Below are 26,861 nucleotides of genomic sequence, written 5' to 3'. Positions count from 1 at the left end.
AAATGACAACCGAAATTAAGGTTCCTGTTTTACCTGAATCCGTTGCAGATGCAACAGTGGCTACTTGGCATGTACAAGTAGGCGATAAAGTTACACGCGATCAAGTATTAGTTGATATTGAAACTGATAAAGTAGTACTTGAAGTTCCTGCAACATCTGACGGTGTAATTACCGAAATAAGAGAAGTTGAAGGTACTACAGTACTGGGATCACAAGTTATTGCTATCTTAGCTGAAGGCGAAGCAGCTGCTACTGCAGATGCTCCTACAGCAAGTGCTCCTGCAGCCGCAGCTCCAGCAGCTAGTTCAGCTAAAGTAATTGACATCGTAGTACCTGTTTTACCTGAATCAGTTGCTGATGCAACTGTTGCAGGATGGCATGTTGCTGAAGGCGATGTAGTAACTGTTGACCAAAACTTAGTTGATATCGAAACTGACAAAGTTGTGTTAGAAGTTGTAGCTCAAGAGAATGGTGTGATTGGTAAAATCATCCATGCTGAAGGCGACACAGTATTAGGCAACCAAAAAATTGGTGAACTTAATGCAGGCGCATCAGCGGGCGAAGCTCCAGCAGCATCTTCTGAAGAAGCACTTAGCAGTGACGAATTGGCAAGCCCTTCAGTACGTCGTTTAATGACGGAAAAAGGTCTTACAGCTTCTCAAGTAGTAGGTTCTGGCAAAGGCGGACGTATTTCTAAAGAAGACGTTGAAGCCGCAGCTAACTCAGCTCAAGCTAAACCAGCAGCAGCGCCAGCTAAAGCAGCAGCTCCTGTAGCTCAAGACCTAGGCGAACGTACACAGAAACGTGTTCCAATGACACGTCTACGTAAAACAATTGCTACACGTTTACTTGAAGCTAAAAACTCAACAGCAATGTTAACAACGTTTAACGAAGTTAACATGAAGCCAATCATGGACTTACGTAAGCAATATAAAGACTTATTTGAGAAAACTCATGATACGCGTTTAGGCTTTATGTCTTTCTACGTTAAAGCAGTAACTGAAGCGTTAAAACGTTTCCCTGCAGTTAATGCTTCAATTGACGGTGATGACATTGTTTACCACAACTACTTTGATATCAGCATTGCTGTATCAACGCCACGTGGTTTAGTAACTCCTGTTTTACGTGATTCTGACCAATTGAATATGGCTGGTATTGAAAATGGCATTCGTGACCTAGCACTTAAAGGTCGTGACGGTAAATTATCAATGGCTGATATGCAAGGCGGTAACTTCACTATCACTAATGGTGGTGTATTTGGTTCATTATTATCAACGCCAATTCTTAACTTGCCACAAGCGGCTATTTTAGGAATGCACAAAATCCAAGACCGCCCAATGGCAGTTAACGGTAAAGTTGAAATATTACCAATGATGTACTTAGCATTATCATATGATCACCGTTTAATTGATGGTAAAGAGTCTGTTGGTTTCCTAGTAACTATCAAAGAGTTATTAGAAGATCCAGCACGTTTATTACTTGATATCTAATTCACAGTGCATTAGTTGTAAATAACTAATTTTAAAACCCCTAAATACCTTAGTATTTAGGGGTTTTTTATTATTTGATGATTAATAATAAACCGAGTTAGTATCACAGTAAGTTATAGTGGTTATAACAAATACATATAGAGATAATTACTATTAAAAATAGGGCTTTTGTACTATACTTTGTCCGATTTTTCACTGGCAGCGATCTAACTGAATTTCTAAGAAGTTGAGTAAAGTGTCGTTGTCATCATTTACAGATAAATGGAAATAACACCATGAATTTGCATGAGTACCAAGCGAAACAATTATTCGCTGAATATGGATTACCAGTTTCTGAAGGTTTCGCTTGCGATACCGCTCAAGAAGCTGCAGAAGCTGCTGACAAGATTGGCGGCGATATGTGGGTTGTTAAGACTCAAGTTCACGCTGGTGGTCGCGGTAAGGCTGGCGGTGTTAAACTAGTTAAAACTAAACAAGAAATTAAAGATTTCGCTGAAAACTGGTTAGGTAAGAACTTAGTTACTTATCAAACAGATGCAAACGGTCAACCGGTTGCTAAAATTTTAGTAGAAAGCTGTACTGATATTGCAAACGAATTATACCTAGGCGCAGTTGTTGACCGTGGTTCTCGTAAAGTAGTATTCATGGCGTCTACTGAAGGCGGTGTTGATATTGAGAAGATTGCTGAAGAAACTCCAGAGTTAATTCACAAAGCTGAGATTGATCCACTAGTTGGTCCTCAAGCATATCAAGCACGTGATTTAGGCTTCAAGTTAGGTTTAAACCCTACTCAAATGAAGCAATTTGTTAAGATCTTTATGGGTCTTGGTAAAATGTTTGAAGATTTCGATTTCGCATTATTAGAAATCAACCCGTTAGTAATTACTGACGAAGGCAACCTTCACTGTTTAGACGGTAAAATTGGTATCGATGGTAATGCTTTATACCGTCAACCTAAAATCCGTGAAATGCACGATCCATCTCAAGAAGATGAACGTGAAGCTCATGCTGCTAAGTTTGAATTAAACTACGTAGCATTAGACGGTAACGTTGGTTGTATGGTTAACGGTGCAGGCCTAGCAATGGGTACTATGGATATCGTTAACTTACACGGCGGCAAGCCTGCTAACTTCCTAGATGTTGGCGGCGGGGCGACTAAAGAACGTGTTTCTGAAGCATTCAAAATCATCCTTTCTGACGATAACGTTAAAGCTGTTTTAGTTAACATCTTTGGTGGCATCGTTCGTTGTGATATGATCGCTGAAGGTATTATCGCTGCTGTTAAAGAAGTAGGCGTTGAAGTACCAGTAGTTGTACGTTTAGAAGGTACAAATGCAGAAGCAGGTCGTGCGGTATTAGCTAAATCTGATTTAAACATCATTGCAGCTGAATCTTTAACTGATGCAGCAAATAAAGTTGTTGCAGCTGCGGAGGGCAAATAATGTCTGTATTAATTAATAAAGATACTAAAGTTATCTGTCAAGGTTTCACTGGTGGTCAAGGTACATTCCATTCAGAGCAAGCCTTAGAATATGGTACACAAATGGTTGGTGGCGTATCACCAGGCAAGGGTGGTCAAACTCACCTTGGTTTACCTGTATTTAACACAGTACGTGATGCAGTAGAAGCAACTGGCGCAACAGCTACAGTTATCTACGTTCCTGCACCATTCTGTAAAGATGCAATTTTAGAAGCTATCGATGCTGGCATTGAACTTATCGTTACTATCACTGAAGGTATTCCAACTTTAGATATGGTTGACGTTAAAGTTAAGCTTGAGCAAACGGGCGTTCGTATGATCGGTCCTAACTGCCCAGGTGTTATCACTCCAGGCGAAACTAAAATTGGTATTATGCCAGGTCACATTCACTTACCAGGTAAAGTAGGTATCGTATCTCGTTCAGGTACTTTAACTTATGAAGCTGTTAAGCAAACAACTGATGCTGGTTTTGGCCAATCTACTTGTGTAGGTATCGGTGGTGATCCAATTCCAGGTACTAACTTCATCGACGTATTGGAAATGTTCCAAAACGATCCACAAACTGAAGCAATCGTAATGATTGGTGAAATCGGTGGAACAGCTGAAGAAGAAGCTGCAGAATACATCAAAGCTAATGTTACTAAGCCTGTTGTTTCTTACATTGCTGGTGTTACTGCACCAGAAGGTAAGCGTATGGGTCACGCTGGCGCGATTATCGCTGGTGGTAAAGGTACAGCTGATGAGAAATTTGCAGCATTAGAAGCGGCTGGTGTTAAAACTGTTCGTTCTTTAGCTGAGATTGGTTCAGCACTTAAAGAGAAAACAGGTTGGTAAGCTAAGGCTTCTAATTTGTAATTCTTAATAAAAACCCGCTAACTAGCGGGTTTTTTGTTGATTCCTTTTAAATCCACACTGTAATTTTCATTGTTTGCTGTTGCAATATAAAGATCGAATCCAAACTCTTTAGATAATGTTTTTAGTAATGATTTATCTACTTGAGAAATATTACAACCCATTATAATTCCTTTTAGAGAATTACTTTTTAGTTGCATCGAAATACCCAATTTAGAACTGTTTTCATTTGTCTTGAACGATACTGATCTAAACTCTTTTTCATAAGCCCAGCCAGTATGTTTAGTGGTAAAGAGTTCTACAAAATCCATTTCTTCATTATTTTTGTACTTTTGTTCTTGGTCAAAAAAATCAAATTCTGGAGGGGTCTCCTTATATGTAACTATGTTAAATTCTAATGAACTTTGTATAAGTTTTTCTTTATCAAACATTAAACAAATGCCTCTCATTCCATCACTGTAGTGTGACCACATTAATGGTTCATCATAAGCTTCAGATAAACTACATATGGATACAGTCCGTATTCGATTTTTTAATAATTTTTCATGCTTTATTATTCTATTCATTATTCTAGAACGTAATTCATTCTCTCTAGATGAAACTAATAATTCTATGGCGGCTTCTCTTTCTTGGACTATTAAGTGAGGTTCTACCCAATAATCAGAGCCCTCCATTAAAGTACACAAACCTTCTGTTGAATTGGGAAGTACCTTTATAAAATTAAAATAAAGTTCGAATGGATCGTTCAGGGTGTCGACTCTTGCATGCCAAAGGTTATTTTCATAGATAGAATTGATGATGTTTTTGTTTAATGTTGTGAATTTACACAAGTATCTGTCTTTTTGGATATTTAACATTATATGCTGCACTCTAAAAATTGGTTTATAGATTAGATCCAATTTATTAGGTAGTCAAAATTACTATCAATTACTTAGAGATAGAATATGTGGGATTAGTAACATCTGATTTTCAGTTTCATCTCCTCTTGGTTTATATTCTTATTATCTACAATTGTCGCGGTGGCGACGACACCCAAGGGGCGACGTACCGCCGTGCCTCCCCTTGGAACCCCTCCGACGCCCTGCTCAGCAGAACATTCAAACTCAACTCGCGTTAGGCCTCGATACCTGCCGAATTATCGTCCATGAACTGCGGCAGCCCTCGACGTCCTGTCTCGGGTCGAGCCCTACCTTTGCTCATTGCGATTGAATTGCTGAGGCGGGATAGGGTGGATGCTTACACTTTACAGTCATCAAACTAATATCACACGTTATTAGAATCTAATTTTCTGACAAGGCTAATTTGTTCAATAAACATTTAGCGATTGCTAAGTCTGCTTGAACAAACGCTGAAATAAATAAAAGTGTTCACGTATTTTCATCATGGATGATGAACAAAGCGATGTAGGGCATGGATGCCCGTTCAGCGGTGTTACGTCGAAAACACTTTTTTTTATGGAAGATCTACGTTTGTTAGCAGCGCCATGGGGTTCCAAGGGGACAGCGGCGTTAGCGTCCCCTTGGGTGCTGTCGCCACCGCGACGACTATCTTATAGTTCACGGCTAAACAATTAACTTATCAATACACCCAAGATAAGTTGTTAGTATTTTTTGATTTTAAAACTAGCAGATCAATTCCTTTTGTTTTCTATTCATTTCAAACTTTGCCGTTTATAATACTGTCCATTAATTTTATAGCTTTGAAGAATCATATGAACTACCCAAAAGATGAAACCGGTAAAATATTGTTTGCAATGCAAAAAGCAGATATCGACTTATCTGTGCCGCATACTATTGTTTTTTTCCACTTGTTTGACTCACAAGAAAAAGCAGATGCTATGGCAGCTCATCTTGCTGAAATAGCACCTGATATTACTTGTGATGTACACATTGATGAAAATCCAAAAGTATGGCATTTAGATTGCTCAATAAACACAATTCCACTTTATGATGTAATTATTGCTCAAGAAGCTCAATTTGAAAAAATAGTCTCGGAGTTTAAAGGTTATACAGATGGTTGGGGTATTGAAGCTTAAATTGCTAATGCTTGCAGGTTTTACTAGCACTTAGCTAAGGTTGACTAAGTGCTGATTATATTTAAAAGGGTGGCTAAGGTCGCCCTTAGCATTTATAAATGGATTGCCCGATATCTGTTGTATTAAACTTAACTCTACAAGGGCATTATTTTAAGTTAGTGTTAGCCGCTGTGTATTTTATTTGTAGTATATAAAATGCTTAAAACCCATTAAAAAATATTCTTTTCGCGCTATATTTATTTAGCATTTTTTGCATTAATTCAACCTCTGAAATACGATCGTCTAATGCTTCCATTTGTAGTTCGTGTCGAACTAATTTATTGTCTTGTGCTTTGTCTAAGCCACCGCTGGCAACAAAGCTTCTAATAAATGCTAATTCGCTTTTATCTAACCAAATACCACAGTTAATGCATGAATCTATCAATACACCTGATATAGATTTGAAATTACGACGCGACATCATTTTTGTACAATTTGGGCAGGGTAGGTAGTTTTCTGATGCTGGCAGGCCTGGTCGCATGTACAAGGGGTTGCTGTTGTCATCTCTATACACATCAAACTCTGAGGTAAGCACATTGAATTCGTCAGGTTGTAGCCATATGCCTTCGCAGCTATTACATTTATCGAGTTCCTGATTTCGATAAATATATTCATCTAATTTTACAGTGCATCGTGGACAGGATTTTGTTTTAGATTTTTGAATTGATTTCATACTGCCATTGCACATTGGGCAATGACGGATGGTTGCTTTAACAATATGATTGCAAGATGAACATTGAGAGTTAGCCATAAATATCCTTATTTATTATTGTTAATGTATTTATAAAGTTATGTTTAGCTTACATTAATTGGGTATGTTAGTTAATAAGTATATGGTTGATGTTTTGCTATTAACATCAACTTTTAGGAACACTATGATAGCCGCCTGATCGCTTAATCGTTTGTGATGGGGTTTCACCAAACAAATGCTTATATTGTGAGTTGAATGTGGCGATATGATAAAAACCAAAATCTAAAGCAACATCAGCAATAATAATATCCTTGCCTTCGCCATTTAATAAAATACGTCTTATCTCGTTAAGGCGGCAATCTCTAATATATTGAATAGGTGAAATACCAAATCCATGTTCAAAACAATATTGTAAAGTACGTCTGCCTACACCTGTAATTTGACATAACTCAGAAATTGTTAACGGATAGCTTTTCGTTTCTTTGACATAGTTGGTGATGTCAGCAACAACTTTTTGAATGGTTAGATTCGTGGTTAAATGTGCTACTTTCGGATCGGCATAATCGTATTCAGTTCTTGATAATAAGTCGGCAATTTTAGAGGTGATTAAAGGACTTAGTTTAGTTAATCGTGAGAGGTTGTTCTTGTCTAAAATTTCACTGTTACCAATTGTTGAATTATTTGTATTCAGTACTAAGTTTATTATCTTTGCTAATTCGTACGTTACATAATGATTAGGTGCAGACACTTGCATATTGTTACTTTGGTTTTGCCATAGTTCAATATCTGGTCCCATCATTTCTTTATTTAAGCTTTCTTTATTTATCACTAAACCATAAATAGAAAAATCGTCTGGGGTGAGTAGTTCAAATTCAACACCTGAAGGGCGTGTCATTATTTGCCCAGCAAGAATCTCTTGATTATTAATTTTTGGTCGTTGCTGTTGCAGTGAAAAACCTAGCCATAGGTTGTCATCGTTTATAGAGCATTGTTGGAGTAGGGTGCGGTTTGTAAACTCTTCAAAAAAATGAATGCCATCTAATTTCAGTTCATCTAAATAACCATTAAACGTACCGCTACTGTGTTGATTATAGCGTTGTTCCCATTGTACTAAGCTTTCTGCTTGTTGATTTACATCAAAAGTAAAAGACTTGCACCTTTGCAGTGTAGAGGGCGAGTTAATTTGGTGCTGTTTTAAAATACTCATACTTCCTCCTATCTTATTTGTGCATCCATTTAATGCAATAAAATGGTAACTATCTGTTTTAACTTCTTTATTTGTTCTTGCGCAATAGCGTTATTTGGTTGGAATAATCTAAGCTACTATATATTTCATTGTTTGCAAAGTTTGCGCCTAATTTATTTAAGGTATTTAAAATGTCTAATTATCGCTATCAGTTAGGAACTCATGTTTATCAATTTGATAACCTTGCTGATTTGATGGCAAAAGCTTCTCCTATGAGATCAGGAGATCAACTTGCTGGTGTTGCTGCTCTTTCTGCAGAGCAACGTGTTGTTGCCCAAATGTTGTTAGCTGATTTGCCGCTAAAGGTTTTTCTGCAGGAAACTGTTATCCCTTATGAAATAGATGAAATAACACGTTTAATTATAGATGAACATGACGCGAATGCATTTTCTGAGATCTCTCATTTAACCGTGGGTGACTTTCGTAATTGGTTATTGCAAGAAACGACAACTGAAGTCGACTTTAAGCGTATTCGAGCAGGCATAACTCCTGAGATGGTTGCTGCTGTAAGTAAGATTATGCGTAACCAAGATCTCATTTTAGTCGCTAAAAAGTGCAATATTATTACCAAGTTCAGAAATACCATTGGTTTACCGGGACATTTATCTACGCGTTTACAACCTAATCATCCAACGGATGATGTTAATGGCATTGCGGCAACTCTTTTTGATGGTTTGATGTATGGTAGTGGTGATGCAGTATTAGGCATTAATCCTGCGACCGACAGTGTTTCTCAAGCCGTTAAGTTAATGAAGTTGATGGATGATGTTATTCAACATTATGAAATTCCTACTCAATCTTGTGTATTAACGCATGTCACTAATACGATTGAAGCGATTGAATTAGGTGCTCCTGTGGATTTAGTTTTCCAATCTATTGGTGGAACTGAAGCAACTAATCAAGGTTTTGGCGTTAACTTGAATGTGTTAGATGAAGCTCACAAAGCGGCTTTAGAGTTAAAGCGCGGTACGGTGGGTAATAACGTTATGTATTTTGAAACGGGACAAGGCAGTGCGCTTTCAGCTAATGGTCATCATGGCGTAGATCAACAAACCTGTGAAACTCGTGCTTATGCTGTTGCTCGAAAGTTTGATCCTTTGTTAGTTAATACGGTCGTTGGATTTATTGGACCTGAATACTTGTTTGATGGTAAACAAATTATACGAGCAGGTTTAGAAGATCACTTCTGCGGCAAGCTTTTAGGTTTGCCTATGGGTTGTGATATTTGTTACACCAATCACGCTTATGCTGACCAAAATGATATGGATAATTTACTGACCTTATTAGGTGTGGCTGAATGTTCTTTTATTATGGGTATTCCTGGCTCAGATGACATTATGTTGAACTATCAAACTACCTCTTTTCATGATGCGTTATATGCTCGCCAAGTGTTAGGTCTTCGTCCAGCTCCTGAGTTTGATTTGTGGCTTAAAAAGATGCAGATTTCGCCTGAAGATGGTTTAACTCAACTAACTAACAACTTACCTGATAGTTTCGCTCAGCCCTTAAAAATGATTAAGGAGCCGCTATGAGTGAGATAAAAAATACTGAACAAGATCTTATTCAAAATATTGTTCAAAAAGACCCTTGGGAAAAGCTACGCCAATTTACTGATGCACGCATTGGTTTAGGGCGTGTAGGAACCAGTATTCCTACTGCAGAGTTATTACGTTTTCAGCTTTCTCATGCACAAGCCATTGATGCTGTTCATGTACCTCTTGATACAGATCTTCTATCAGAACACTTTGAAAGCTCTACATTATTAGCTCCTTATTTACCTTTACAAATATTACACAGCAAAGCTCGTGACCGTATGGAATATCTACAACGTCCTGACTTGGGACGACAATTAGATGAAGTGTCTATTTCTAAGCTTCAACGCTCACCTGATCGCCGTTACGATTTAGTATTTGTTGTTGCTGACGGCTTGTCTTCTTATGCCATCAGTAGTCACGCTAAAGCTTTTATCGAGCTTTTTATCGCTCGTTTGCATGAAGATGAACACAAAGATTGGCATATCGCTCCTATTTGTGTGGTTCATCAAGGGCGAGTCGCTGTAGGTGACGATGTGTGTGAAGCCTTAAATGCAAAACAAGTGATATTACTTATTGGTGAACGTCCTGGTTTAAGTTCACCTGACAGCATGGGCTTGTACCTAACATGGAATGCTAAACGTGGCATTGAAGATTCGCTAAGAAATTGTATTTCAAACATACGACCTGAAGGTTTGAAATATCATGCGGCTGTACATAAAGGGCATTATTTATTGAATGAATCGCACCGAAGAGAACTCACAGGTGTGAGTCTTAAAGATCGATCTGAAGACTCGCTACTTGAAGTAACTGATACACAACAATTCTGTTTAACAAAATAAAAAAGCAAAGGGATTTTTATGACGACTAATAATGAAGAATATCTTGCACAAAGACAGTTGAAAAAAGGAGCCGCAGGTTGGATTTTGCTTGCTGGTTTAGGTGTGTCTTACGTCATATCAGGTGACTTTGCTGGTTGGAATTTTGGTATAGCACAAGCTGGGTGGGGCGGTTTTGTTATTGCTGCTGTCCTGATGGGCATTATGTATTTAACGCTGGTGTTATCTTTGGCTGAAATGTCGGCGGCTATTCCTGCTGCTGGTGGTGGTTATAGTTTTGCTCGCCAAGCTATGGGTCCTGCAGGTGGTTATCTCACGGGGTTAGCTGTGTTAATTGAATACACTCTTGCCCCTGCGGCGATTGTTATCTTTATAGGATCTGCTGTTAACGAGCTATTAGGCATAGATGGTCCCATGGTGTATGCCGCGTTCTATATTATTTTTGTTGGTATTCATGTTTTGGGTGTGGGTGAAGCGTTAAAAGTTATGATGGTGATCAGTGCATTAGCTGTGCTGGCAATTATCACAACTGGTGTCGTGTTGCTGCAAGACTTCAATGTAGATAACTTATTTGATATTGCACCACTCGCCAATGGTACTGAGTTTTTACCTATGGGATATTATGGAGTTTGGGCTGCATTACCTTTTGCCATGTGGCTATTCCTTGCTGTAGAAGGTGTGCCATTAGCAGCTGAAGAAGCGAAAGACCCAGCTAAAGATGTTCCTAAAGGTATTATTGCAGCGATGATTTTCTTATTGTTTACCGCTGTATTGGTTGTTGTACTTGTTGCTGGCGCTGCTGGCGCTCAAGCTACTGGTGCAAGTGCGGTGCCTTTGGTTGATGCGTTAAATATGACAGGTAACCCTAAAATTGCGACTATGGTAAATGTATTAGGTTTAGCTGGTTTGATCGCCTCATTCTTTTCTATTATTTATGGTTATAGTCGTTTAGTTTTTGCTTTATCTCGTGCTGGTTATTTACCACAAAAACTATCATTAACAAGTCAACGCAAAGTACCAGTACGCGCACTTATCGTTCCTGGTGTTTTAGGTTTTTTACTTTCATTAACAGGTGAAGGTGACTTAATGTTATCTATGGCTGTTGTGGGGGCAACCGTATCTTATGCCATGATGTCGGGTAGTCATATCTTGCTCCGCATTAAGCAACCAGAAATGAATCGTCCATACAAAACGCCAGGTGGTATTTTTACTTCAGGCATTTCATTTGTATTATCGTTAATCGCGTTAACTGGCGTATACGCATACGATGTAAGAGCGTTTTACTTTACACTCATATTGTTTGTTATCGGTATGGCTTACTATGTATTTATAGGTCGTAAAAACTTGGTGGCGAGTACTGCTGAGGAAGAATTTGCATTGTTATCTCAAGCTGAAGATGAGCTCACAACAGATTAAAGTAACATCAAGTTAAGTATTATTAGTTTTTCCAGAAATCTATCTGAATAGAATAGGTTTCTGGTTTTTTTGCCTATTTTTTATGTATTAAATTAATGCTTGTATTCTTGTTTAGTAATAATAAGTTTGAAACTAACCTAACATTTAATCTGGAGTGAAATTAATCTAAATCTGATCTGATTGTTCAGTGTTTTCTTCTTCTATTTTAGCGGTAAGCTTTTCGCTAAACTCGTTTAAACCTGTTTGTACAAAGTCATAAGTTGCATCTATTTCGCTAGCCAGTTCATCTTCAAGTACTGACAAACCATCTAATATATTACGAGCTTCACCAAAACCTGTATCTATTCCACTGCGAATAACCCCCATAAATTGTGTAAGTGCTTCACTTTCACTTAGTTCATTATTCTGTTCTTTATACGCATTAAAGAAAGCGGTTGCGCCTGAAATAATACGCTTAGCAGTAGCTTGTGGTGAAACATCTATATTGTTTTCGTAAGCTTTTTCTATAGTGCTTTCTTTGCTGCCCGTGGGCATGTGTTTATTAATTTCTTCAATGGCCGTTCTAAATAGCAAAGACATAACACTTGGGCCATCTTTTAAACTAACCTCTAGCTGCGCTTCAACAATCCTTTTATCACTTTCTTTTTTCATATCGGCAATACTATATGATGGTTTAGTTTGCTCAACAGGTGTTGTTTGATTGCTAATACTTGATATAGCCATGAGAACCTCATTTATTATTTTGCTTTATAATCTAGTTTAGTCTTTTATTACTCAGTGTACAGCTTTGCTAAATTAAGCAGAGGGTTAATACCTTTTATAAGGGCTTAAGGAGAAAGTAAGTTGGAAATAAAATAGAGAGTAAATAATAATATCTGATTAATTTAAAAGGTATATTTATGATTTTTATCTACTGTTTTAGGTAAAAGTTTTTATAAAAACGATTTATTTTAAAACACTGCAACCTTTTCGCTATTTTATTCGTTTAAGTATTTAGATCCTTTAAGAATACTCTGCTTTAGATTGGATTTTTATTTGTAAAAATAGGCAGTTAAATAGGGATGTTTGAAATGTATTTTTACACCTGTACGAATTTATTTGCAGTTGAGTCAAGGAACTCGTTAATAAAACATCATTAATATAAGTGCGTTACGTTAATACCCAAAACATCCATTTACACATAAAACGTAACATTTTTTTTGTATATTTTATGTAATGGTCTCTATTATTTTTCATTTATAAAGTTAATATATCTATATGCTTTATAAGCTAAATTTTATTGTTAAGTAGAATTCATAACAATAAAGTATTTGTTTTGCCATCATTTAAGGTTAATCGTTTTATGAACTGCTCTTTTCGGCACGGTTTTATAATCTTCAGTAGTGTGTTTTTATTTTCATGTGGAAACCTGTCAGAGATTGATAAGAAAACTGTTGATGTAACTCCACCTACCAATTGGCAACAAACGTCCTCTGCTTTAAAAGTAGAAGATAATTGGTTAGCTGAATTTAATAATGATCAACTACAAACGTTAGTTGAACAGGCATTACAAGCTAATCATCAATTAAAAATTCAAGCTTACCAAGTAGAAATATCTAAACAAAACGTTATTGTTTCAGGGAGTGAGTTATGGCCAGAGCTTGATTTGTCTGTTCAAAGTAGTCGTAATAAATTAACTATTCCAACAACGTATTCAACTGCTAATGAATTATCGCTAGATCTGAGTTATGAAGTTGATATTTGGGGCAAGTTATCAGCTGCTGAACGTGAAGACCAATATAACTATTTGGCACAAAAAGCTTTATTTGAGCAAGCTAAACAACAATTAGTTGTAGATGTTGCTACAAGTTGGTTATTGGTTATTGAAGCGAACAAATTGTTAGATTTATATCAAAAGCAAGCAGCAAACTCACGTGAAAACTTAATGATAATTGAAGCTGGATATCAATCAGGTTTAAACGAAGCTCTTGATGTGTATTTGATCCGTAATGAACTTAATACCGCATTATCATTAGTGGCTTCGCAAGAAGTTGAAAAAATAACACAAGTACGAATATTAGAACGTTTAATAGGTAAATACCCAACTGGAACTTTAGATGTTGATGTGAAACTTCCAACCATCAAGGATAATATTCCTTTAGGTTTACCTTCTGAACTGATTAGCAGAAAGCCTCTTTTAAAGTCTAGCTGGTATCAATTACTCGCCAAAGATGCAGGTTTAGCTTATGCCCACAAGCAACGTTTTCCTGCCATGAGTTTATCAGCATCATTAAGTGACTCGGCTGATGATATTGGGGATTTACTCAGTAGTTCATCACTTGCTTGGTCTTTAATTGGTAGTATCTCTGCTCCTATTTTTAATGCGGGTAGATTAGAAGCTAACGAGGAAATAGTGCGTGCAGAGCTTAGACAAAGCGAACAAACCTATTTAGATGATTTATATGGTGCATTTAGTGATGTTGAAAATGCGTTATCGGTAGAAAAAAAGTCTACGACAACGTTATCAATCAACTCTCGCAGCGCAAGAAAATGCGATGTTAGCAGCAACACTTTCATTTGAACAATATCAAAGCGGTTTAGTTACATATACAACAGTACTCGAAGCTCAAGATCGTTCGTATGACGCACAAGCTAATTTAATAAACATACAAAATCAATTAATTGTAAACCGCATTAATTTACATCTTTCACTGGGTGGTGACTTTACCGCTGTGTCTGCAGAAGCAAAGGCTGAATAAACATGACAAACAATAAAAAATATCGTATGAGAAAATTAGTAGTACCACTTTGTATTGTCGTGATAACCGCTGCTTTGGTTTATTGGATTAAAACAAATCCACCAGAAAGTAAACGTAAAGCTCCTAGCAATGCTGCGCAAATGACAGTTGAAGTTAAAAAGCTTATACCGCGCAGCTATCAAGTAAGCGTTGAAAGCTTTGGTACCGTAGCCCCAAGAACACAAAGTGTTTTATTTTCTCAGGTATCAGGTCAAATTGTTAAAGTGAGCCCTCAGTTTCGTGATGGTGGCTTCTTTAATAAAGGCGATGTATTACTTGAATTAGATGACAGAGATTTTAAATCTGAAACAAAAACAGCTGAGGCAGATTTAATTGAAGCACAACAGAATTTTGCGGAAGAAAAAGCCCGAGGCGAGCAAGCAATAGCCGATTGGAAACGCCTAGGTAATGGCAAAGAAGCTTCAGACTTAGTGTTACGTAAACCACAACTTGCTGCAGCTCAAGCACAGGTTTTATCTGCAGAAGCACAGTTTGAGAAATCGAATTTAGCTTTAGAGCGTACAAAAATTATAGCTCCTTATGCAGGACGAATTCTTACAAAGAATGTTGATATTGGACAGGTTGTGTCAAGTACAACAGCGTTAGCTGATATTTACGCTGCTGATTATGTTGAAATCCGCTTACCAATAAAAAACAAAGATTTAGCGTTAATGAAGTTACCTGAAGAATACATTAATGATGCGAATAAAGATAAAGCGTTAGGTAATGTCGTTATTTCGTCTAACTTAATTGGTAAGCAAGTTTGGCAAGGTAATATTGTACGTACCGAAAGTGCTATAGATGCTGACTCTCAACAGCTTTATGTTGTTGCACAAATAGATAAACCTTATGAAACGAATAACCAAAATGCTCAAATTAAAATAGGTCAGTATGTTACAGCAGCAATTACGGGTAAAAAAGTTGAGGAAGCAATTGTTGTTCCAAGCAGTGTTATTTACCAAGGTAGCTATGTTTACATAGTTGAAGAAGGGGTGTTGAAGCGTAAATATATAGAAGTCACTTGGCAAAATGGTATTGAATCTATTATTGGTTCAGGACTATCTGCAGGTGATAACTTGGTGATAACCGCTCTTGGACAAATTAATTCTGGAACTCGTGTACTTATTGCTGGTGAGCCAGTTGCACCTCGCAGTGGCCCTAAAAATGGTAAAGGTAAGAAGGGCGAAAGGAAAGAAGGTCAAGGAAAACATGGCGATCGCAAAAATAATAAGGCGAACAACTCATGATAGCTTGGTTTGCCAAAAATCATGTAGCAGCAAATTTACTGCTGCTCACTATATTGTTTACTGGGCTTTACAATTTAAGTTTCCGTATCCCATTAGAAATATTTCCTACTACTGAAGCTGAAACGATCAGTGTTAGTGTAACTTTACTTGCTGCAACACCTGAAGATGTAGAGCAAGGCATCTCAATCCGTATTGAAGAAGCAATACAGGATTTAGAAGGTATTAAAGAAATCCGTAGTAGTTCTTCTGAAGGTAGTGCTTCAGTTACTATTGAAGTCGACAGCGGTTATGAACCTCGTGAAATACTTTCTGATATTAAAAGCCGTGTTGATGCGATTAATACTTTTCCTGCAGAAGCTGAAAAACCTATTGTTGCTTTAGCTACACGTACAAGAGATGTTATTGCCGTTACAGTAACTAGTATTTATGGGGAAAAAGAAACCCGTGAATATGGAGAGAAAGTTAGAGATGATCTATTAAAAATCCCTACCATCACCCAACTTGAATTGTCAGGTGTTCGTGATTATGAAATAGCTATAGAAATCTCTCAAGATACTTTACGACAGTACGATTTAACTATTGATGGAATATCATCTGCTGTTGCTAATTCAAGTATAGATGTGTCTGCTGGTAACTTAAGAACGCAAGGCGGAGATATTTTATTACGTTCACAAGGGCAGGCATATCGTAAAGATGCTTTTGATGAAATTGTAGTAAAAAGTAATCCAGATGGTTCAATAATTCTTTTAGGTGACATTGCAACAGTAACCGATGCTTTTGAAGAAACACCTGTTAGAGCACGTTTTAATGGTCAACAAGCGGTATTTATTGATGTATATAGAATTGGGCAACAAAGTGCTATTGAAGTCGCTGATGCGGTTAAAAATTATATCGATGAACAACAAGAACTTTTACCTGAGGGTTTTGCCTTAAGTTATTGGGATGATGATTCTCAAATTGTTAAAAACCGTATATCAACACTTGCTTCAAGTGCATTTCAAGGCAGTATTTTAGTACTGGCATTATTATCCTTGTTTTTAAGACCATCCATTGCGTTTTGGGTATTTATTGGGATACCTATTTCATTTATGGGTGCCTTTATCATGATGCCATTTTTCGGTGTAACTTTAAATGTAGTGAGTATTTTTGCCTTTATTCTTGTGCTTGGGATTGTGGTGGATGACGCCATCGTGACAGGGGAGAATATTTATTCTCATTTGAAAACTGCAGAATCAGGTGAAGAAGCTGCCATTAAAGGAACACAAGAAGTTTCTGTTCCTGTTACTTTTGGTATTTTAACGACGGTTGCCGCTTTTATACCTTTATATTTTATACAGGGTGATCGTAGTGCATTGTTTACCCAAATACCTGTTATTGTTATTCCGGTCTTATTATTTTCATTAATCGAATCTAAGTTTGTTTTGCCTTCTCATCTTAAGCGTTTAAAACTACGTTCTGAGAAAACTAAAAGGTCAAGGTTTGGAGAATTTCAACAACGCTTTGCAGATGGTTTTGAAGCGATTATTCTTCGATATTACCAGCCTATATTAAGAGTAGCTATTAAAAACAAAGCCACAACTGTTCTTGGTTTTACTGCAGTTTTCTTACTTATTCTTACGCTAATTGTTAGCGGTTGGACAAAGTTTATCTTTTTCCCAAAAATACCAAGTGAAACGATTACAGCGACTCTAGTTTTACCTGCAGGAACACCTTTTGAATTAACTAATCAACATATCATGAAAATGGCAGAAAAAGCTGAAGAACTTCAAGCCAAGTATATAGAACCTTCAACTGAAGAAAGTGTAGTGCTTAATATTTTAGCGTCAACAGGTGGGCGTGGTGGTACATCAAATGTAGGTAGTGTTCGTTTCGAAATTACGCCACCTGAATCTCGTGAGTTATTGATTGGTGCAAGCGACTTAGCAAACGAATGGCGTAATATGATTGGTGCAATACCAGGTGCCGAAAGTGTAACTTTTAGAGCGGAAAGAGGACGAGTATCAGATCCTATTGACGTGCAGCTATCTGGCACTTCATTAGAGACATTAAATGCAGTTGCTGAGAAGGTTAAAGGACGTTTAGCTACTTACCCTACTGTGTTTGATATTGCCGATAGTTTATCAAATGGTAAACAAGAAATAGGCATTGAATTAACGGAGCAAGGTAAAGCTTTAGGTTTAACTCGAAATTCTGTTGCAAGTGAGGTTAGACGTTCATTTTTCGGTTCACAATCTCAGCGCATTCAGCGTGGTAGAGATGATGTAAAAGTCATGGTGCGTTTGCCATTAGAAGAACGACGAACTATGGCTGATTTAGAAAGTATTCTTATTTCTACACCCAGTGGTGGAACGGTACCGCTTTCGCATGTTGCTAAGTTAATACCTAGTACCAGTCCTTCTACTATAACTAGAATTAACTTATATCGTACCGTTAATATTACTGCAGATATCGAAAAAGAAAATACTAATATGACGATATTACAAGCTGATTTATCTCAATACTTAGATGAATTGTTGCTGCAATATCCTGGTATTAATTACACCTTAGAAGGTGAAGCAAAAGAACAAAGTGAGTCGTTTGATTCGTTATTTATTGGCTTGTTGTTTGTATTCTTTATTATTTATGCGTTATTAGCCATTCCATTTAAGTCTTATGTTCAACCTATTATAGTGATGAGCATTATTCCTTTTGGCATGATAGGTGCAGTTATAGGACATTGGATTGTTGGCATGGATTTATCAATAACAAGCGTCTTAGGTATGCTGGCGTTGATTGGTGTTGTTGTAAATGATTCATTGGTATTGGTCGACTTTATTAATAAGAAACGCCTAGAAGGTATTGCTACGATGGAGGCTGTATTAACGGCAGGTGCTGCGCGATTTAGACCGGTAATATTAACTAGTTTAACAACCTTTATTGGTTTAATACCTTTATTGTTTGATGAGTCGACTCAAGCACAATACTTAATTCCTATGGCGGTTTCTTTAGGCTTTGGTATTTTATTCGCTACTTTTATTACATTAATTTTAGTACCGGTAAATTACTTAATTGTGGAACATATCAAAGCATTTTTTACTGGTAATAAAGAAGGCTTAACTTTAAATGATGAGCCTGTAAAAACCTTATAAATAGTAAATTTAAGCAATTGCATTTATTAAAGTTTTAATAAGTGCAATTAAAACTAAATAGTTAATGATTTAGGTTGTTATTTAACCTGAACTCAGTTTAAGAGATATTTAACAAATTGAAAAATAAGTAATAATTTATTAATTGACTCTCTAGCTTGATAGTTTTTCTTACTTCAAGGCAAATTTCGCGTCAATAGGGAGTTATTGCAAGTAAATTTAACGCAGAAATAGATGCTAGAGAAACATTTGTTAAGCCGAGATCAGGTTATTTATATTTATTCAGAAGATTGACTTTAACGTGTTGTTTTATAAACAGCACGTTACAGTTTAAGTACTAGGATGGTATTTATGAAGTGGAGTTAAGTGAAATTCACTTTTATGAATAACTATTTTGTAAATGTTTAGCAGTATAGACTATTAATAAAAACTAGTTTACCTAACGTTTAGTATCAAATGAGGTATGGCTAGATAAATACTCAGTTTGTAGTGAATAAACGTAAGCTTTAGCCCCATGGATTACCTTTACCTGCCGCTCTTTCTCGTGTTTTTATAGCTTTCTTAGCGCGTAATTTCTCAGCATCTTCAAAACTTAAATTTGCAGGGGCTTTAGTCTTTTGATCAGCAGGCACTATACGCTCACGCGGTGGCAGTAAGAATTGCGTATCGTCAGCTTTTGGTAAACCTTTAAATTGATATAAATAAAAAGCTTCTACTTTTTCACGTGCCCAATCAGTTTTCTTTAAAAACTTAATACTTGAAGGAATGCTGGGGTTTTTTCTAAAACAATTAATGTTCAAATATGCATCGAGTAATTCAAAACCATATTGATCGACTAATTCGTTTAATAGGGTTTCGAGTTTAAGACCGTGTAAAGGGTTGTTGTGATATAGGTTTTCTGTAGTCATGTTTGGCCTTTTGCTCAATTGGGTAGATCAGTAGTTTAAAATGACGAGCATTATAAATTTCCTACCAAGGTTTAGATACCTTTTGTGCAGATAATTACGCACAATGGTAATTTATAGCAAATTAACCAAGTTAGTAATCAATTTGGTATTATAAGTACTTATCTTTGAAAGCTTCTGCTGTAAGTGCTTTATCGAAATAATAACCCTGCATTTTATCTACATTTAATTTTTTACAAAGCGCTAAATCAGATTCCGTTTCAACACCTTCTGCAACAATTTCTAGCTCTAAAGATTGGATCATTACAACTAAGCCCGTTAATAACTGTTTTAGCTTTTCTTTTGATGAAGCATTCGGCATTAATGATTTATCTATTTTAACAATATCGATTGGGAAGCTATGTAAATGAGATAATGAAGAAAAACCTGTACCAAAATCATCTAATGAAATAATACAACCTAAATCACTTATTCCTTGTATAACTTTAGCTGTTTTCTCTGGCTCAACGATTAATGCTGTTTCGGTTAATTCTACTTCAATTAAATGAGCTGGAACTCCATATCTGTTCAAACAACTACTCATAAAATCTAGAAGGTATTCATCTGTTAATTGTCGTGAAGATAGGTTAATTGCCATAGTGATAGGCACAGGGCGATTTTTGTTCCAATAACTCAATTGTTTTATGGCTTCTTGCAGAACCCACTTACCAATTTCAATGATTAAACGTGACTTCTCAGCGATAGGAATGAAGGTGTCAGGACCGATCATTTCACCTTCTAGTTGCCAACGAATTAATGCTTCAACGCCTGTTACTTCTTCAGTTTTAGAATCTATTACTGGCTGATAGTGTAAATAAAAGTCGTTGTTGTTAATGGCTGTTTTTAATTGGTCTTCAATGGTGAAATGAGCTAGAAACTCTTTTTGCATCTCTTCTTCAAAAAATGAAAATTGACTACGACCTTTGTTTTTAGCTTTGTACATTGCAATATCTGCAAATTTGAATAACTCTTTTGTATCTGTACTATCCCACGGACAAATTGCTATACCGATACTGGCGCCTGATCTGATGGAATGGTTGTCTATTATGATAGGTTCATTTAATGAGTTGATAATGCGTTGGGCTACAATACTGGCGCCATTTATTGAGGATAAATGTTTTAAGGTTATGGCAAACTCGTCACCACCTAACCTTGCAAATACTTCATTACCACGTAAACAATTGCTTATCCTTTTAACAACCTCAATAAGTAATTGGTCGCCTACATCATGGCCAAAGTTGTCATTTACAAATTTGAAATGATCTAAATCGATTAATAATAGTGCGAGAATTGTGTTGTCTCTTTGATGACTTTTAATATCTCTTATGAGCGCTTCATCAAAAAAGTATCGATTAGATAAGCCTGTTAAGCTGTCGTGTTCTGAAAGTTTTTTTGTGTATTGGTAGCTTTGATATAACTCTTTTTCAAGATCTGATCGTGCTTGCGCATTAATGATGGCTCTTTGTAGCCTAAAAACGTTGATTTCATTTTTAACTAAGAAGTCTTGAGCTCCAGCATTAATACAACTAAGGGCTAACTCGTCTTCTTTGGAAGTACTCATCATGATCACAGCAACACTGTGTCTTTTTGGAGCGTCTTTTAGCTCCAATAATAATTCTATACCGTTTCTTTGTGGGAGATTATAATCCAACAAAATAGTATCAAAAGTCGCATTGTTTAACTGAATAAGTGCGTCATCTATTGATTCAACTTCAGTAATATTACAAGTAATATTACTGCGCTTTAGAGTTCTTTTAATTAGCTCTCTATCAACAAGATCGTCATCAACGATTAATACATTCATTTGTTGCAACGGGACTCCAGAAAATAAGGTTATTTAGTTGATTTTATCATAATAATATCATTATGTTATAGGTAAATAATCTAATGATATGTAAATATTTATTTAGGTAAACGTACGACTTTCCAGTAACTGTCTAGAATATTAATAATATCTAAAAATTGTTCGCCAGATTTTCCTTTAACAAAGTAACCCGCTATATGTTGACGATAACTCGATAACATATCTTCTTCAGATTGTGATGTAGTTAAGACAAAAACAACAATTTCAGATAAATCCTCATCAGCACGTAGCTCTTTCAAAAACTCTATCCCACCCATTCGTGGCATCTGTAAATCAAGTAAAATAATTAACGGACGCGGAGCTTTATCACTTCTTAAAAACTCTAAAGCTTCAATTCCATCATAGGCTCTAATAATCTTATTAGATATGCGCTGCTTTAGGAAACTGCGTTGGATCATCATTGCATCTATATCATCATCTTCTATTAATAATAATGTTACATCGTCCGAAACTTCAGACATAATTTACACCTTTTTCACCTATGAAATTGATTAAAATTTATTGATTCTTTTTCCAAAAAATCAATATTCTTGTTCCTCGTTTACCATCGGAATGTATCATCACACTTCCTTGGTAATGATTGACTATCTTCTTGATCATGGATAATCCCATCCCACTACCTTCAACTTTATCTCTAGGTTGTAAGGTTTGGAACATTTCCATTGCTTTTTCATGGAATGCTTCAGGTATGCCAGGACCATCGTCTTCTACGGTTATAATATGAAAGTCATTTCCTTCTTCGTATGAGACTATTATAGTTCCAAATTCTTTATCGTGATGTTTTATTGAATTTGATAGTAAATTCCTTATTACTATTTCAAATGGAACCTCTGGAACGATAATATCGATATCAGGAGCAATGATATTAAATCCTGATGGCTTATCGAGTAATTTATCTAAATCTTGCGTCATTTCTTTAAGGTTTACAGAAACACTTTTGAATTCATCTCGAGTAATACGAGAGTAATCAAGTAGATCGTTGAGCAGTTTCATCATTCGATCACTTCGTTGTGTTAAAAGGTCTAAATGATTCTTTGATTCTTCAGGAATAATGCTTATACAATCTTCTCTGACCCATCCAACAAGCTGTTTTATTGCGTTTAAAGGTGACTTAAGATCATGAGAGGCTACATAGGAAAATTGTTCTAGATCTTTATTGGATTTCTCTAAATGTTTGGTTCTACTTTCTAGCTTCGAATTGATCCTATCTGCATAGTCTAGGGCAAGTCTGTTAGCGCGAGATAAGAAGAGAAAAAGCCCTAGTAGCATACAGTCGATAAATAAGCCGCCGACTAATATATACGAGGATTGATTTGCTATAGATTCGTTTCGAAAGCCTAAATTTGATTGAATAGAAAAAGCCCATATTCGACCATTTAAGCCGACATCAATCTGTTTTGTAAATAAGGGGGCATTGTCAAAATCGAGTATGCTTTCATTGTTATGATCATCGTAAAGTATGTCGCCTGAATCACTTATCTTTATGCTTACTTGTCGGTTCTTTTCAGCCAAGGTACCTTGCATTAAATTTTTCATAATAAAAGGAGCATAAACAACACCTTCAATTAACTCTTGGCGTTCATCTATGGTTTCAGGTTTACTGCCATCTTTATAAAAGGGTGTATAAAATAGGAATCCAGGTGTTTTTTTAGCGTCTTGAACTAAGGTTATTGGACCTGTTAATCGAGCCTCACCTGTATCTCGTGATTTCTTAATAGAGGAGTATCTGTTTATCTCAAATGCCATATCAAGACCAACAGCCATTTTATTTGTCGCTACGGGTTCTATATAAGTGATTGGCCAATATTCAGATTCGGTGTGATTAGGATGTATTTTATATTTTGGCCTATATTGACGTTGTTTATTTATATAGCTGCTAAGTTCATCTAACTGAACATTATAAATAATACCTATGCCATTGATGCCTGGATAAGTGAGATCTATTTTTAAACTGTTGGCATACGACGCCCATAGTGGACTAGTTATCTCTGTTTCAACTGAATCAATATAAGCAACGCCACTCCAAAGGGCATTTTCATAAAGTTTCATTCTCTCTTTTACTAAATCAACGACCTGCTCAGTATTTCGTTCAAATTTAGCTTCAAGTTTTTGGTTCAGTTGCGATTTAGAGAAGTACCATGCGGCTAATGTTATTACGATTGACATTACTACAATAAGCCAATGAACTAAGTGCATTTGACCCGCTTTTAGTAATTTTTGTCTTTCTTCATCGCTATTATGCGTATCAACCATTAATTTTATATCCATGTAATTTATATTATTAACTATAGCGGCTAATTGTTATTTAACCGATAAATTATCTTTTTTTTCGTATTTATTCATGTTTTCTACGCATAACTCAAACGCTTAGCTATTTTTAGTATAAATAATAGTACATCATTGAAGTTAGGTAGAGTTGTTTTTAAGGTAGGAAAGGTCTTTATATTAACGTTTGAAAATATATGAGAGAGGTAGCCTATTTATGATTACAGAGCCTATTGTTATTAGCTTTAGTGGAAACTTAGCGTAAGTCTATTTAAGGATATTAAAGATGTTTAATACACTGAACGAGAACGAACAACGTTGATTAAACACCTTCTAAACATGAATGTTTTAATGCTGCAAAGGGCTACAAAGGTAATAGAAGTTATCGGCTAGCAATTAATGTTGAATTTTTTCCTGTTGGTTTTGATTCTATTGATTTAACTTCAATAAGATTAAGCTTTGGGTAATAAGTTATTGAAGCAAAAGCATCGCTATTTGAAGTATATGTTTTAGCCTCTAATTGACTATAAAATTCATCATTAACGTTATTGTTTTCTAAAGTATTTGCTACACATTCTGCTTGTATCTTGAGAGATGTTGAGTCTATACATTTAAAAATTTCAGACTGTTCTGCGGCTACGACTTGGCTGAAACTTAAAATGGCAGTCATTGTTAACATACGTTTAAACATTTTATTCTCCTCTTCTTTAATACAGATAATACTAACAAGGGGGTTTGTTTTTACCTAACACATTAATATGACAATATTGTGACAATGATTTTTAATTTTAAAAGTGTTAAAGAGAGTATGCGAACGTATTTTATTAGATAGGGTAATAGAGTTTATAAGCTAATTCTTGCTGAAACTAAAGCGAGTCGTATTTATTATGAGGTTTATACTAGGTCATTGCAGGTTAAAATAGTTATCTGTAATTACGGGTCATATAGTTTGACTTGTTTAAGCACAAAACAAGTGGCTGTAAAATTAATGTTTAAGTTAAACAGCCTCAATATCACGTAGAGGATATTCTAATTACGTGAGTTTTGTAACGCTTCTAGTTTACGTTCTTGAGCATCGATTAGTTTTTTGTACTTATTATTAGTTGAAACTACTTCTTTAGAAATTTCATTTTGATGAAGATACCCGGCTCTATTATGACTTACAGCCAAAAACTTAGCTTCTAACTCATTTAACTTTTCATCTCTTTGTTTAACTAACGTTTCTAATTTTTTGATGATTCTATTTCTTTTATTAGTATCAATAAAACTTTGTGTGCTGTTTTGGGGAGTATCTGAATTATTATTAGAACGTTGCTCATTAGACTGAAATGATTGTGGTTCACCTACTTCAACTTTTTGATCGCTATCACCACATGGAATTTGACTAAATGTTGTTGTTCCATCAATTTCACAAGTATATATATCTGCTGCAGACGCAGAGTAGATAAAACTAAATATTAATATAGGTAATAATTTGCGCATTCCTTGTCGCCATAAAGTTGTTTGGTTAGAAATTTATTGTACCTTATATTTTGTCACATTTAAAAAAAACTCCATTTTTCCTTGTTTTTTTGTAAGACATTGTCCATAAGCTCGTAGGTCAACGATGTAAAAATAACGTATTTAGTCTGTGTTTACTTGTTAAGTTGTTGTTTTTTAATGTAAATATTTTATTTTTAGATGCGTAGGATAAAATTTTTTATTTTGACCTAGTAGGTAAAATATCAAAACGCTTTAATATTATCCCTGTCAGGACGACAAAGGATTTAAGAAAAAGCAGGAGCTTTTATCCATGGAAGGTTTAAGGATAAGTCGGGAAGACTTGCAGTATATGGATGTTGCTAGGATGCTAGGGAAATAATTCTTCAGGAAGAAGTATTAGCAAGGATAGGCTTACATTAAATAAAAATACGACTTCGGTCGTGTTTTTTTTGTCTAAAATTTATTTTAATTTTTTATTATAAATCTATTAAGTTTCATTTATCTGTCATAAAAATCATATTAACCTATTAAATTTAAAGAAAACTTTTAATTAGGAATTGATATGCAAACTTCATCTTTTGATCACATAACTTACGATAGCGAAGAATTTACTGAATTTGAAATAAAAGCTAATAGTAAAAAGCGTGATAAACGCCGAGACACCAAAATAATGAAAAAACAGCAACGCTTAAATAAAGAATCGGAGCAGTTTGAAGACTACAAGTCTTATAACTAGCTTCACATTAATTCTGATTCAACTAGATTAATATTCTTATAGGTAATGGAGAACCGTAGTCAAAACCTTAGTACCTAATCAATTTGAATTATCTTTATAAAATGCTTTTTATCCGTTACTCATAGGGCTGGTTTTATTATACGTATGCTTTGTGTAGTTATGTTAGATAGAGCTATGTTTTAAGTGCTTTTTCAACTGACAATGATTCATGTAAAAGCTCAACTAACCCTAACGTTTTAACTAGCGAAGCGTAAATCTCGGGGGCTTGCCCCCGTGCTGGATAGTGTATACTGGGGGGACCCCAGTAAATGCTATTCTTCATATGGAACTTCAAAGAAATACACATCATGTCTTTAGATTAATGTACCACTTTGTGTGGATACCAAAGTATCGACACAAAGTCTTCATTGAACCTTATCGTTCAACAATGAAAGCAATTATTCAAAAAGTAGGATATGACTACGATATTGATATCGTAGAGTTAGAAATTCCGAGTGACCATATTCATATGGTTATTAGAGGGATCCCTAAACAGTCGCCAAGCGATGTTATGCAAATAATTAAAAGTATAACTGCTCGTGAGTTTTTTAGAATTTATCCTGAAATTAAAAAGCAGTATTTCTGGGGCGGTAAATTATGGACACAAAGCTTTTTTGTTGAAACGATTGGTAACGCAACAGAAGAAGTTATCAGGAAATATGTTCAAGAACAGTTAATCGAATTAGATGGTAAAGAAATTAATAGCGATCAACTGAACTTGTTTTGAAACTCGGTCGCTTGCGGCCGAGAATTTTATGCACT

Annotated in this window: 21 protein-coding genes and 1 pseudogene; 12 read left to right on the top strand and 10 right to left on the bottom strand. The window is 35.7% G+C overall.

Annotation, left to right across the window (positions count from 1 at the left end; all coding sequences use genetic code 11):
- Positions 1 to 2: 2 nt before the first annotated feature.
- The 3 genes from odhB to sucD all read left to right on the top strand — a co-directional run bounded on the left by odhB (position 3) and on the right by sucD (position 3,804).
- Complete coding sequence (gene odhB / locus ACPUVN_RS09460) at positions 3 to 1,490, top strand: 2-oxoglutarate dehydrogenase complex dihydrolipoyllysine-residue succinyltransferase (protein WP_426356863.1); 1,488 nt, start codon at positions 3 to 5, stop codon at positions 1,488 to 1,490.
- A gap of 275 nt (positions 1,491 to 1,765) precedes the next feature.
- Positions 1,766 to 2,932 carry an ADP-forming succinate--CoA ligase subunit beta gene (sucC, locus tag ACPUVN_RS09455; protein WP_426356864.1) on the top strand — a complete coding sequence of 389 codons (1,167 nt, stop codon included), beginning with the start codon at positions 1,766 to 1,768 and terminating at the stop codon, positions 2,930 to 2,932.
- Positions 2,932 to 3,804 (top strand): succinate--CoA ligase subunit alpha, encoded by an 873-nt coding sequence (gene sucD / locus ACPUVN_RS09450; protein WP_426370516.1) that lies wholly within the window; start codon positions 2,932 to 2,934, stop codon positions 3,802 to 3,804. The genes sucC and sucD overlap by 1 nt, the downstream gene beginning before the upstream one ends.
- A gap of 38 nt (positions 3,805 to 3,842) precedes the next feature.
- Here the strand turns inward: sucD and ACPUVN_RS09445 are convergent, their stop codons facing one another.
- Entirely contained in the window at positions 3,843 to 4,679 is an 837-nt protein-coding gene (locus tag ACPUVN_RS09445) for a DUF2971 domain-containing protein (RefSeq protein ID WP_426370515.1), read from the bottom strand.
- An 854-nt stretch (positions 4,680 to 5,533) separates the two neighbouring features.
- On the opposite strand from ACPUVN_RS09445, the gene ACPUVN_RS09440 reads away from it, so the two are divergent.
- Positions 5,534 to 5,857, top strand: coding sequence for a ribonuclease E inhibitor RraB (locus ACPUVN_RS09440; RefSeq protein WP_426356868.1), 324 nt, complete (start codon positions 5,534 to 5,536; stop codon positions 5,855 to 5,857).
- 199 nt (positions 5,858 to 6,056) lie between these two features.
- Here ACPUVN_RS09440 and ACPUVN_RS09435 read toward each other — a convergent pair whose 3' ends face one another.
- Positions 6,057 to 6,647: a zf-TFIIB domain-containing protein gene (locus ACPUVN_RS09435; protein WP_426356869.1), complete on the bottom strand. Its 591-nt coding sequence runs from the start codon at positions 6,645 to 6,647 to the stop codon at positions 6,057 to 6,059.
- Positions 6,648 to 6,753: 106 nt separating this feature from the next.
- Positions 6,754 to 7,794, bottom strand: coding sequence for a helix-turn-helix domain-containing protein (locus tag ACPUVN_RS09430; protein WP_426356870.1), 1,041 nt, complete (start codon positions 7,792 to 7,794; stop codon positions 6,754 to 6,756).
- A 170-nt stretch (positions 7,795 to 7,964) separates the two neighbouring features.
- On the opposite strand from ACPUVN_RS09430, the gene ACPUVN_RS09425 reads away from it, so the two are divergent.
- From ACPUVN_RS09425 to eat, 3 genes are read left to right on the top strand one after another with little or no spacing between them, the layout of a single operon-like run.
- The gene (locus ACPUVN_RS09425) at positions 7,965 to 9,365 is read left to right on the top strand and encodes an ethanolamine ammonia-lyase subunit EutB (RefSeq protein WP_426356871.1); all 1,401 of its coding nucleotides are present in this window, start codon (positions 7,965 to 7,967) and stop codon (positions 9,363 to 9,365) included.
- A complete protein-coding gene (eutC, locus tag ACPUVN_RS09420; protein WP_426356872.1) occupies positions 9,362 to 10,207 on the top strand; it encodes an ethanolamine ammonia-lyase subunit EutC in 846 nt (281 codons plus the stop codon). Before ACPUVN_RS09425 ends, eutC begins: the two co-directional genes overlap by 4 nt.
- A gap of 18 nt (positions 10,208 to 10,225) precedes the next feature.
- Positions 10,226 to 11,620, top strand: coding sequence for an ethanolamine permease (eat, locus tag ACPUVN_RS09415; protein ID WP_426370514.1), 1,395 nt, complete (start codon positions 10,226 to 10,228; stop codon positions 11,618 to 11,620).
- 165 nt (positions 11,621 to 11,785) lie between these two features.
- Here eat and ACPUVN_RS09410 read toward each other — a convergent pair whose 3' ends face one another.
- The gene (locus tag ACPUVN_RS09410) at positions 11,786 to 12,343 is read right to left on the bottom strand and encodes a DUF5610 domain-containing protein (RefSeq protein ID WP_426370513.1); all 558 of its coding nucleotides are present in this window, start codon (positions 12,341 to 12,343) and stop codon (positions 11,786 to 11,788) included.
- 619 nt (positions 12,344 to 12,962) lie between these two features.
- On the opposite strand from ACPUVN_RS09410, the pseudogene ACPUVN_RS09405 reads away from it, so the two are divergent.
- The 3 genes and pseudogenes from ACPUVN_RS09405 (at position 12,963) to ACPUVN_RS09395 (ending at position 18,772) form a co-directional block, all read left to right on the top strand.
- A pseudogene (locus ACPUVN_RS09405) lies at positions 12,963 to 14,358 on the top strand (TolC family protein).
- Between the two features lie 2 nt (positions 14,359 to 14,360).
- Positions 14,361 to 15,644, top strand: coding sequence for an efflux RND transporter periplasmic adaptor subunit (locus ACPUVN_RS09400; RefSeq protein ID WP_426356876.1), 1,284 nt, complete (start codon positions 14,361 to 14,363; stop codon positions 15,642 to 15,644).
- Positions 15,641 to 18,772 carry an efflux RND transporter permease subunit gene (locus ACPUVN_RS09395; RefSeq protein WP_426356877.1) on the top strand — a complete coding sequence of 1,044 codons (3,132 nt, stop codon included), beginning with the start codon at positions 15,641 to 15,643 and terminating at the stop codon, positions 18,770 to 18,772. Before ACPUVN_RS09400 ends, ACPUVN_RS09395 begins: the two co-directional genes overlap by 4 nt.
- A 503-nt stretch (positions 18,773 to 19,275) precedes the next feature.
- Here the strand turns inward: ACPUVN_RS09395 and ACPUVN_RS09390 are convergent.
- From ACPUVN_RS09390 to ACPUVN_RS09365, 6 genes are all read right to left on the bottom strand, one after another.
- Positions 19,276 to 19,677, bottom strand: a complete 402-nt coding sequence (locus ACPUVN_RS09390; protein ID WP_426356878.1) for a VF530 family DNA-binding protein — start codon at positions 19,675 to 19,677, stop codon at positions 19,276 to 19,278.
- Positions 19,678 to 19,825: 148 nt separating this feature from the next.
- Positions 19,826 to 21,517 carry a putative bifunctional diguanylate cyclase/phosphodiesterase gene (locus ACPUVN_RS09385; protein WP_426356879.1) on the bottom strand — a complete coding sequence of 564 codons (1,692 nt, stop codon included), beginning with the start codon at positions 21,515 to 21,517 and terminating at the stop codon, positions 19,826 to 19,828.
- Between the two features lie 98 nt (positions 21,518 to 21,615).
- Complete coding sequence (locus ACPUVN_RS09380; RefSeq protein WP_426370512.1) at positions 21,616 to 22,038, bottom strand: response regulator; 423 nt, start codon at positions 22,036 to 22,038, stop codon at positions 21,616 to 21,618.
- A gap of 37 nt (positions 22,039 to 22,075) precedes the next feature.
- Complete coding sequence (locus ACPUVN_RS09375; protein ID WP_426370511.1) at positions 22,076 to 23,830, bottom strand: CHASE domain-containing sensor histidine kinase; 1,755 nt, start codon at positions 23,828 to 23,830, stop codon at positions 22,076 to 22,078.
- Positions 23,831 to 24,224: 394 nt separating this feature from the next.
- A complete protein-coding gene (locus ACPUVN_RS09370) occupies positions 24,225 to 24,533 on the bottom strand; it encodes a hypothetical protein (RefSeq protein WP_426356882.1) in 309 nt (102 codons plus the stop codon).
- Positions 24,534 to 24,871: 338 nt separating this feature from the next.
- Positions 24,872 to 25,324, bottom strand: a complete 453-nt coding sequence (locus tag ACPUVN_RS09365; protein WP_426356883.1) for a hypothetical protein — start codon at positions 25,322 to 25,324, stop codon at positions 24,872 to 24,874.
- Positions 25,325 to 25,886: 562 nt separating this feature from the next.
- Here ACPUVN_RS09365 and ACPUVN_RS09360 point away from each other — a divergent pair.
- Both ACPUVN_RS09360 and tnpA read left to right on the top strand, forming a co-directional pair.
- The gene (locus tag ACPUVN_RS09360) at positions 25,887 to 26,060 is read left to right on the top strand and encodes a hypothetical protein (RefSeq protein WP_426356884.1); all 174 of its coding nucleotides are present in this window, start codon (positions 25,887 to 25,889) and stop codon (positions 26,058 to 26,060) included.
- Positions 26,061 to 26,382: 322 nt separating this feature from the next.
- On the top strand, positions 26,383 to 26,826 hold the full coding sequence (tnpA, locus tag ACPUVN_RS09355; protein ID WP_426357338.1) for an IS200/IS605 family transposase: 444 nt from the start codon (positions 26,383 to 26,385) through the stop codon (positions 26,824 to 26,826).
- The last annotated feature ends 35 nt before the right edge of the window (positions 26,827 to 26,861 follow it).

This window comes from Pseudocolwellia antarctica (assembly GCF_049933045.1).
Classification (GTDB): domain Bacteria; phylum Pseudomonadota; class Gammaproteobacteria; order Enterobacterales; family Alteromonadaceae; genus Pseudocolwellia.
The sequence above is the reverse complement of the archived record's forward strand: the minus strand, read 5'-3'. Positions and strand labels throughout refer to the sequence as shown.

Bases quoted from the DNA above. Each gene is read 5' to 3' on its own strand.
- eutC (WP_426356872.1), top strand. From the start codon at position 9,362: ATGAGTGAGATAAAAAATACTGAACAAGATCTTATTCAAAATATTGTT.
- sucD (WP_426370516.1), top strand. From the start codon at position 2,932: ATGTCTGTATTAATTAATAAAGATACTAAAGTTATCTGTCAAGGTTTC.
- ACPUVN_RS09360 (WP_426356884.1), top strand. From the start codon at position 25,887: ATGCAAACTTCATCTTTTGATCACATAACTTACGATAGCGAAGAATTT.
- ACPUVN_RS09425 (WP_426356871.1), top strand. From the start codon at position 7,965: ATGTCTAATTATCGCTATCAGTTAGGAACTCATGTTTATCAATTTGAT.
- ACPUVN_RS09390 (WP_426356878.1), bottom strand. From the start codon at position 19,677: ATGACTACAGAAAACCTATATCACAACAACCCTTTACACGGTCTTAAA.
- ACPUVN_RS09365 (WP_426356883.1), bottom strand. From the start codon at position 25,324: ATGCGCAAATTATTACCTATATTAATATTTAGTTTTATCTACTCTGCG.
- ACPUVN_RS09430 (WP_426356870.1), bottom strand. From the start codon at position 7,794: ATGAGTATTTTAAAACAGCACCAAATTAACTCGCCCTCTACACTGCAA.
- ACPUVN_RS09440 (WP_426356868.1), top strand. From the start codon at position 5,534: ATGAACTACCCAAAAGATGAAACCGGTAAAATATTGTTTGCAATGCAA.
- sucC (WP_426356864.1), top strand. From the start codon at position 1,766: ATGAATTTGCATGAGTACCAAGCGAAACAATTATTCGCTGAATATGGA.
- ACPUVN_RS09380 (WP_426370512.1), bottom strand. From the start codon at position 22,038: ATGTCTGAAGTTTCGGACGATGTAACATTATTATTAATAGAAGATGAT.
- ACPUVN_RS09445 (WP_426370515.1), bottom strand. From the start codon at position 4,679: ATGTTAAATATCCAAAAAGACAGATACTTGTGTAAATTCACAACATTA.
- odhB (WP_426356863.1), top strand. From the start codon at position 3: ATGACAACCGAAATTAAGGTTCCTGTTTTACCTGAATCCGTTGCAGAT.
- ACPUVN_RS09370 (WP_426356882.1), bottom strand. From the start codon at position 24,533: ATGTTTAAACGTATGTTAACAATGACTGCCATTTTAAGTTTCAGCCAA.
- ACPUVN_RS09435 (WP_426356869.1), bottom strand. From the start codon at position 6,647: ATGGCTAACTCTCAATGTTCATCTTGCAATCATATTGTTAAAGCAACC.
- ACPUVN_RS09400 (WP_426356876.1), top strand. From the start codon at position 14,361: ATGACAAACAATAAAAAATATCGTATGAGAAAATTAGTAGTACCACTT.
- ACPUVN_RS09410 (WP_426370513.1), bottom strand. From the start codon at position 12,343: ATGGCTATATCAAGTATTAGCAATCAAACAACACCTGTTGAGCAAACT.
- tnpA (WP_426357338.1), top strand. From the start codon at position 26,383: ATGGAACTTCAAAGAAATACACATCATGTCTTTAGATTAATGTACCAC.
- ACPUVN_RS09395 (WP_426356877.1), top strand. From the start codon at position 15,641: ATGATAGCTTGGTTTGCCAAAAATCATGTAGCAGCAAATTTACTGCTG.
- eat (WP_426370514.1), top strand. From the start codon at position 10,226: ATGACGACTAATAATGAAGAATATCTTGCACAAAGACAGTTGAAAAAA.
- ACPUVN_RS09375 (WP_426370511.1), bottom strand. From the start codon at position 23,830: ATGGTTGATACGCATAATAGCGATGAAGAAAGACAAAAATTACTAAAA.
- ACPUVN_RS09385 (WP_426356879.1), bottom strand. From the start codon at position 21,517: ATGAATGTATTAATCGTTGATGACGATCTTGTTGATAGAGAGCTAATT.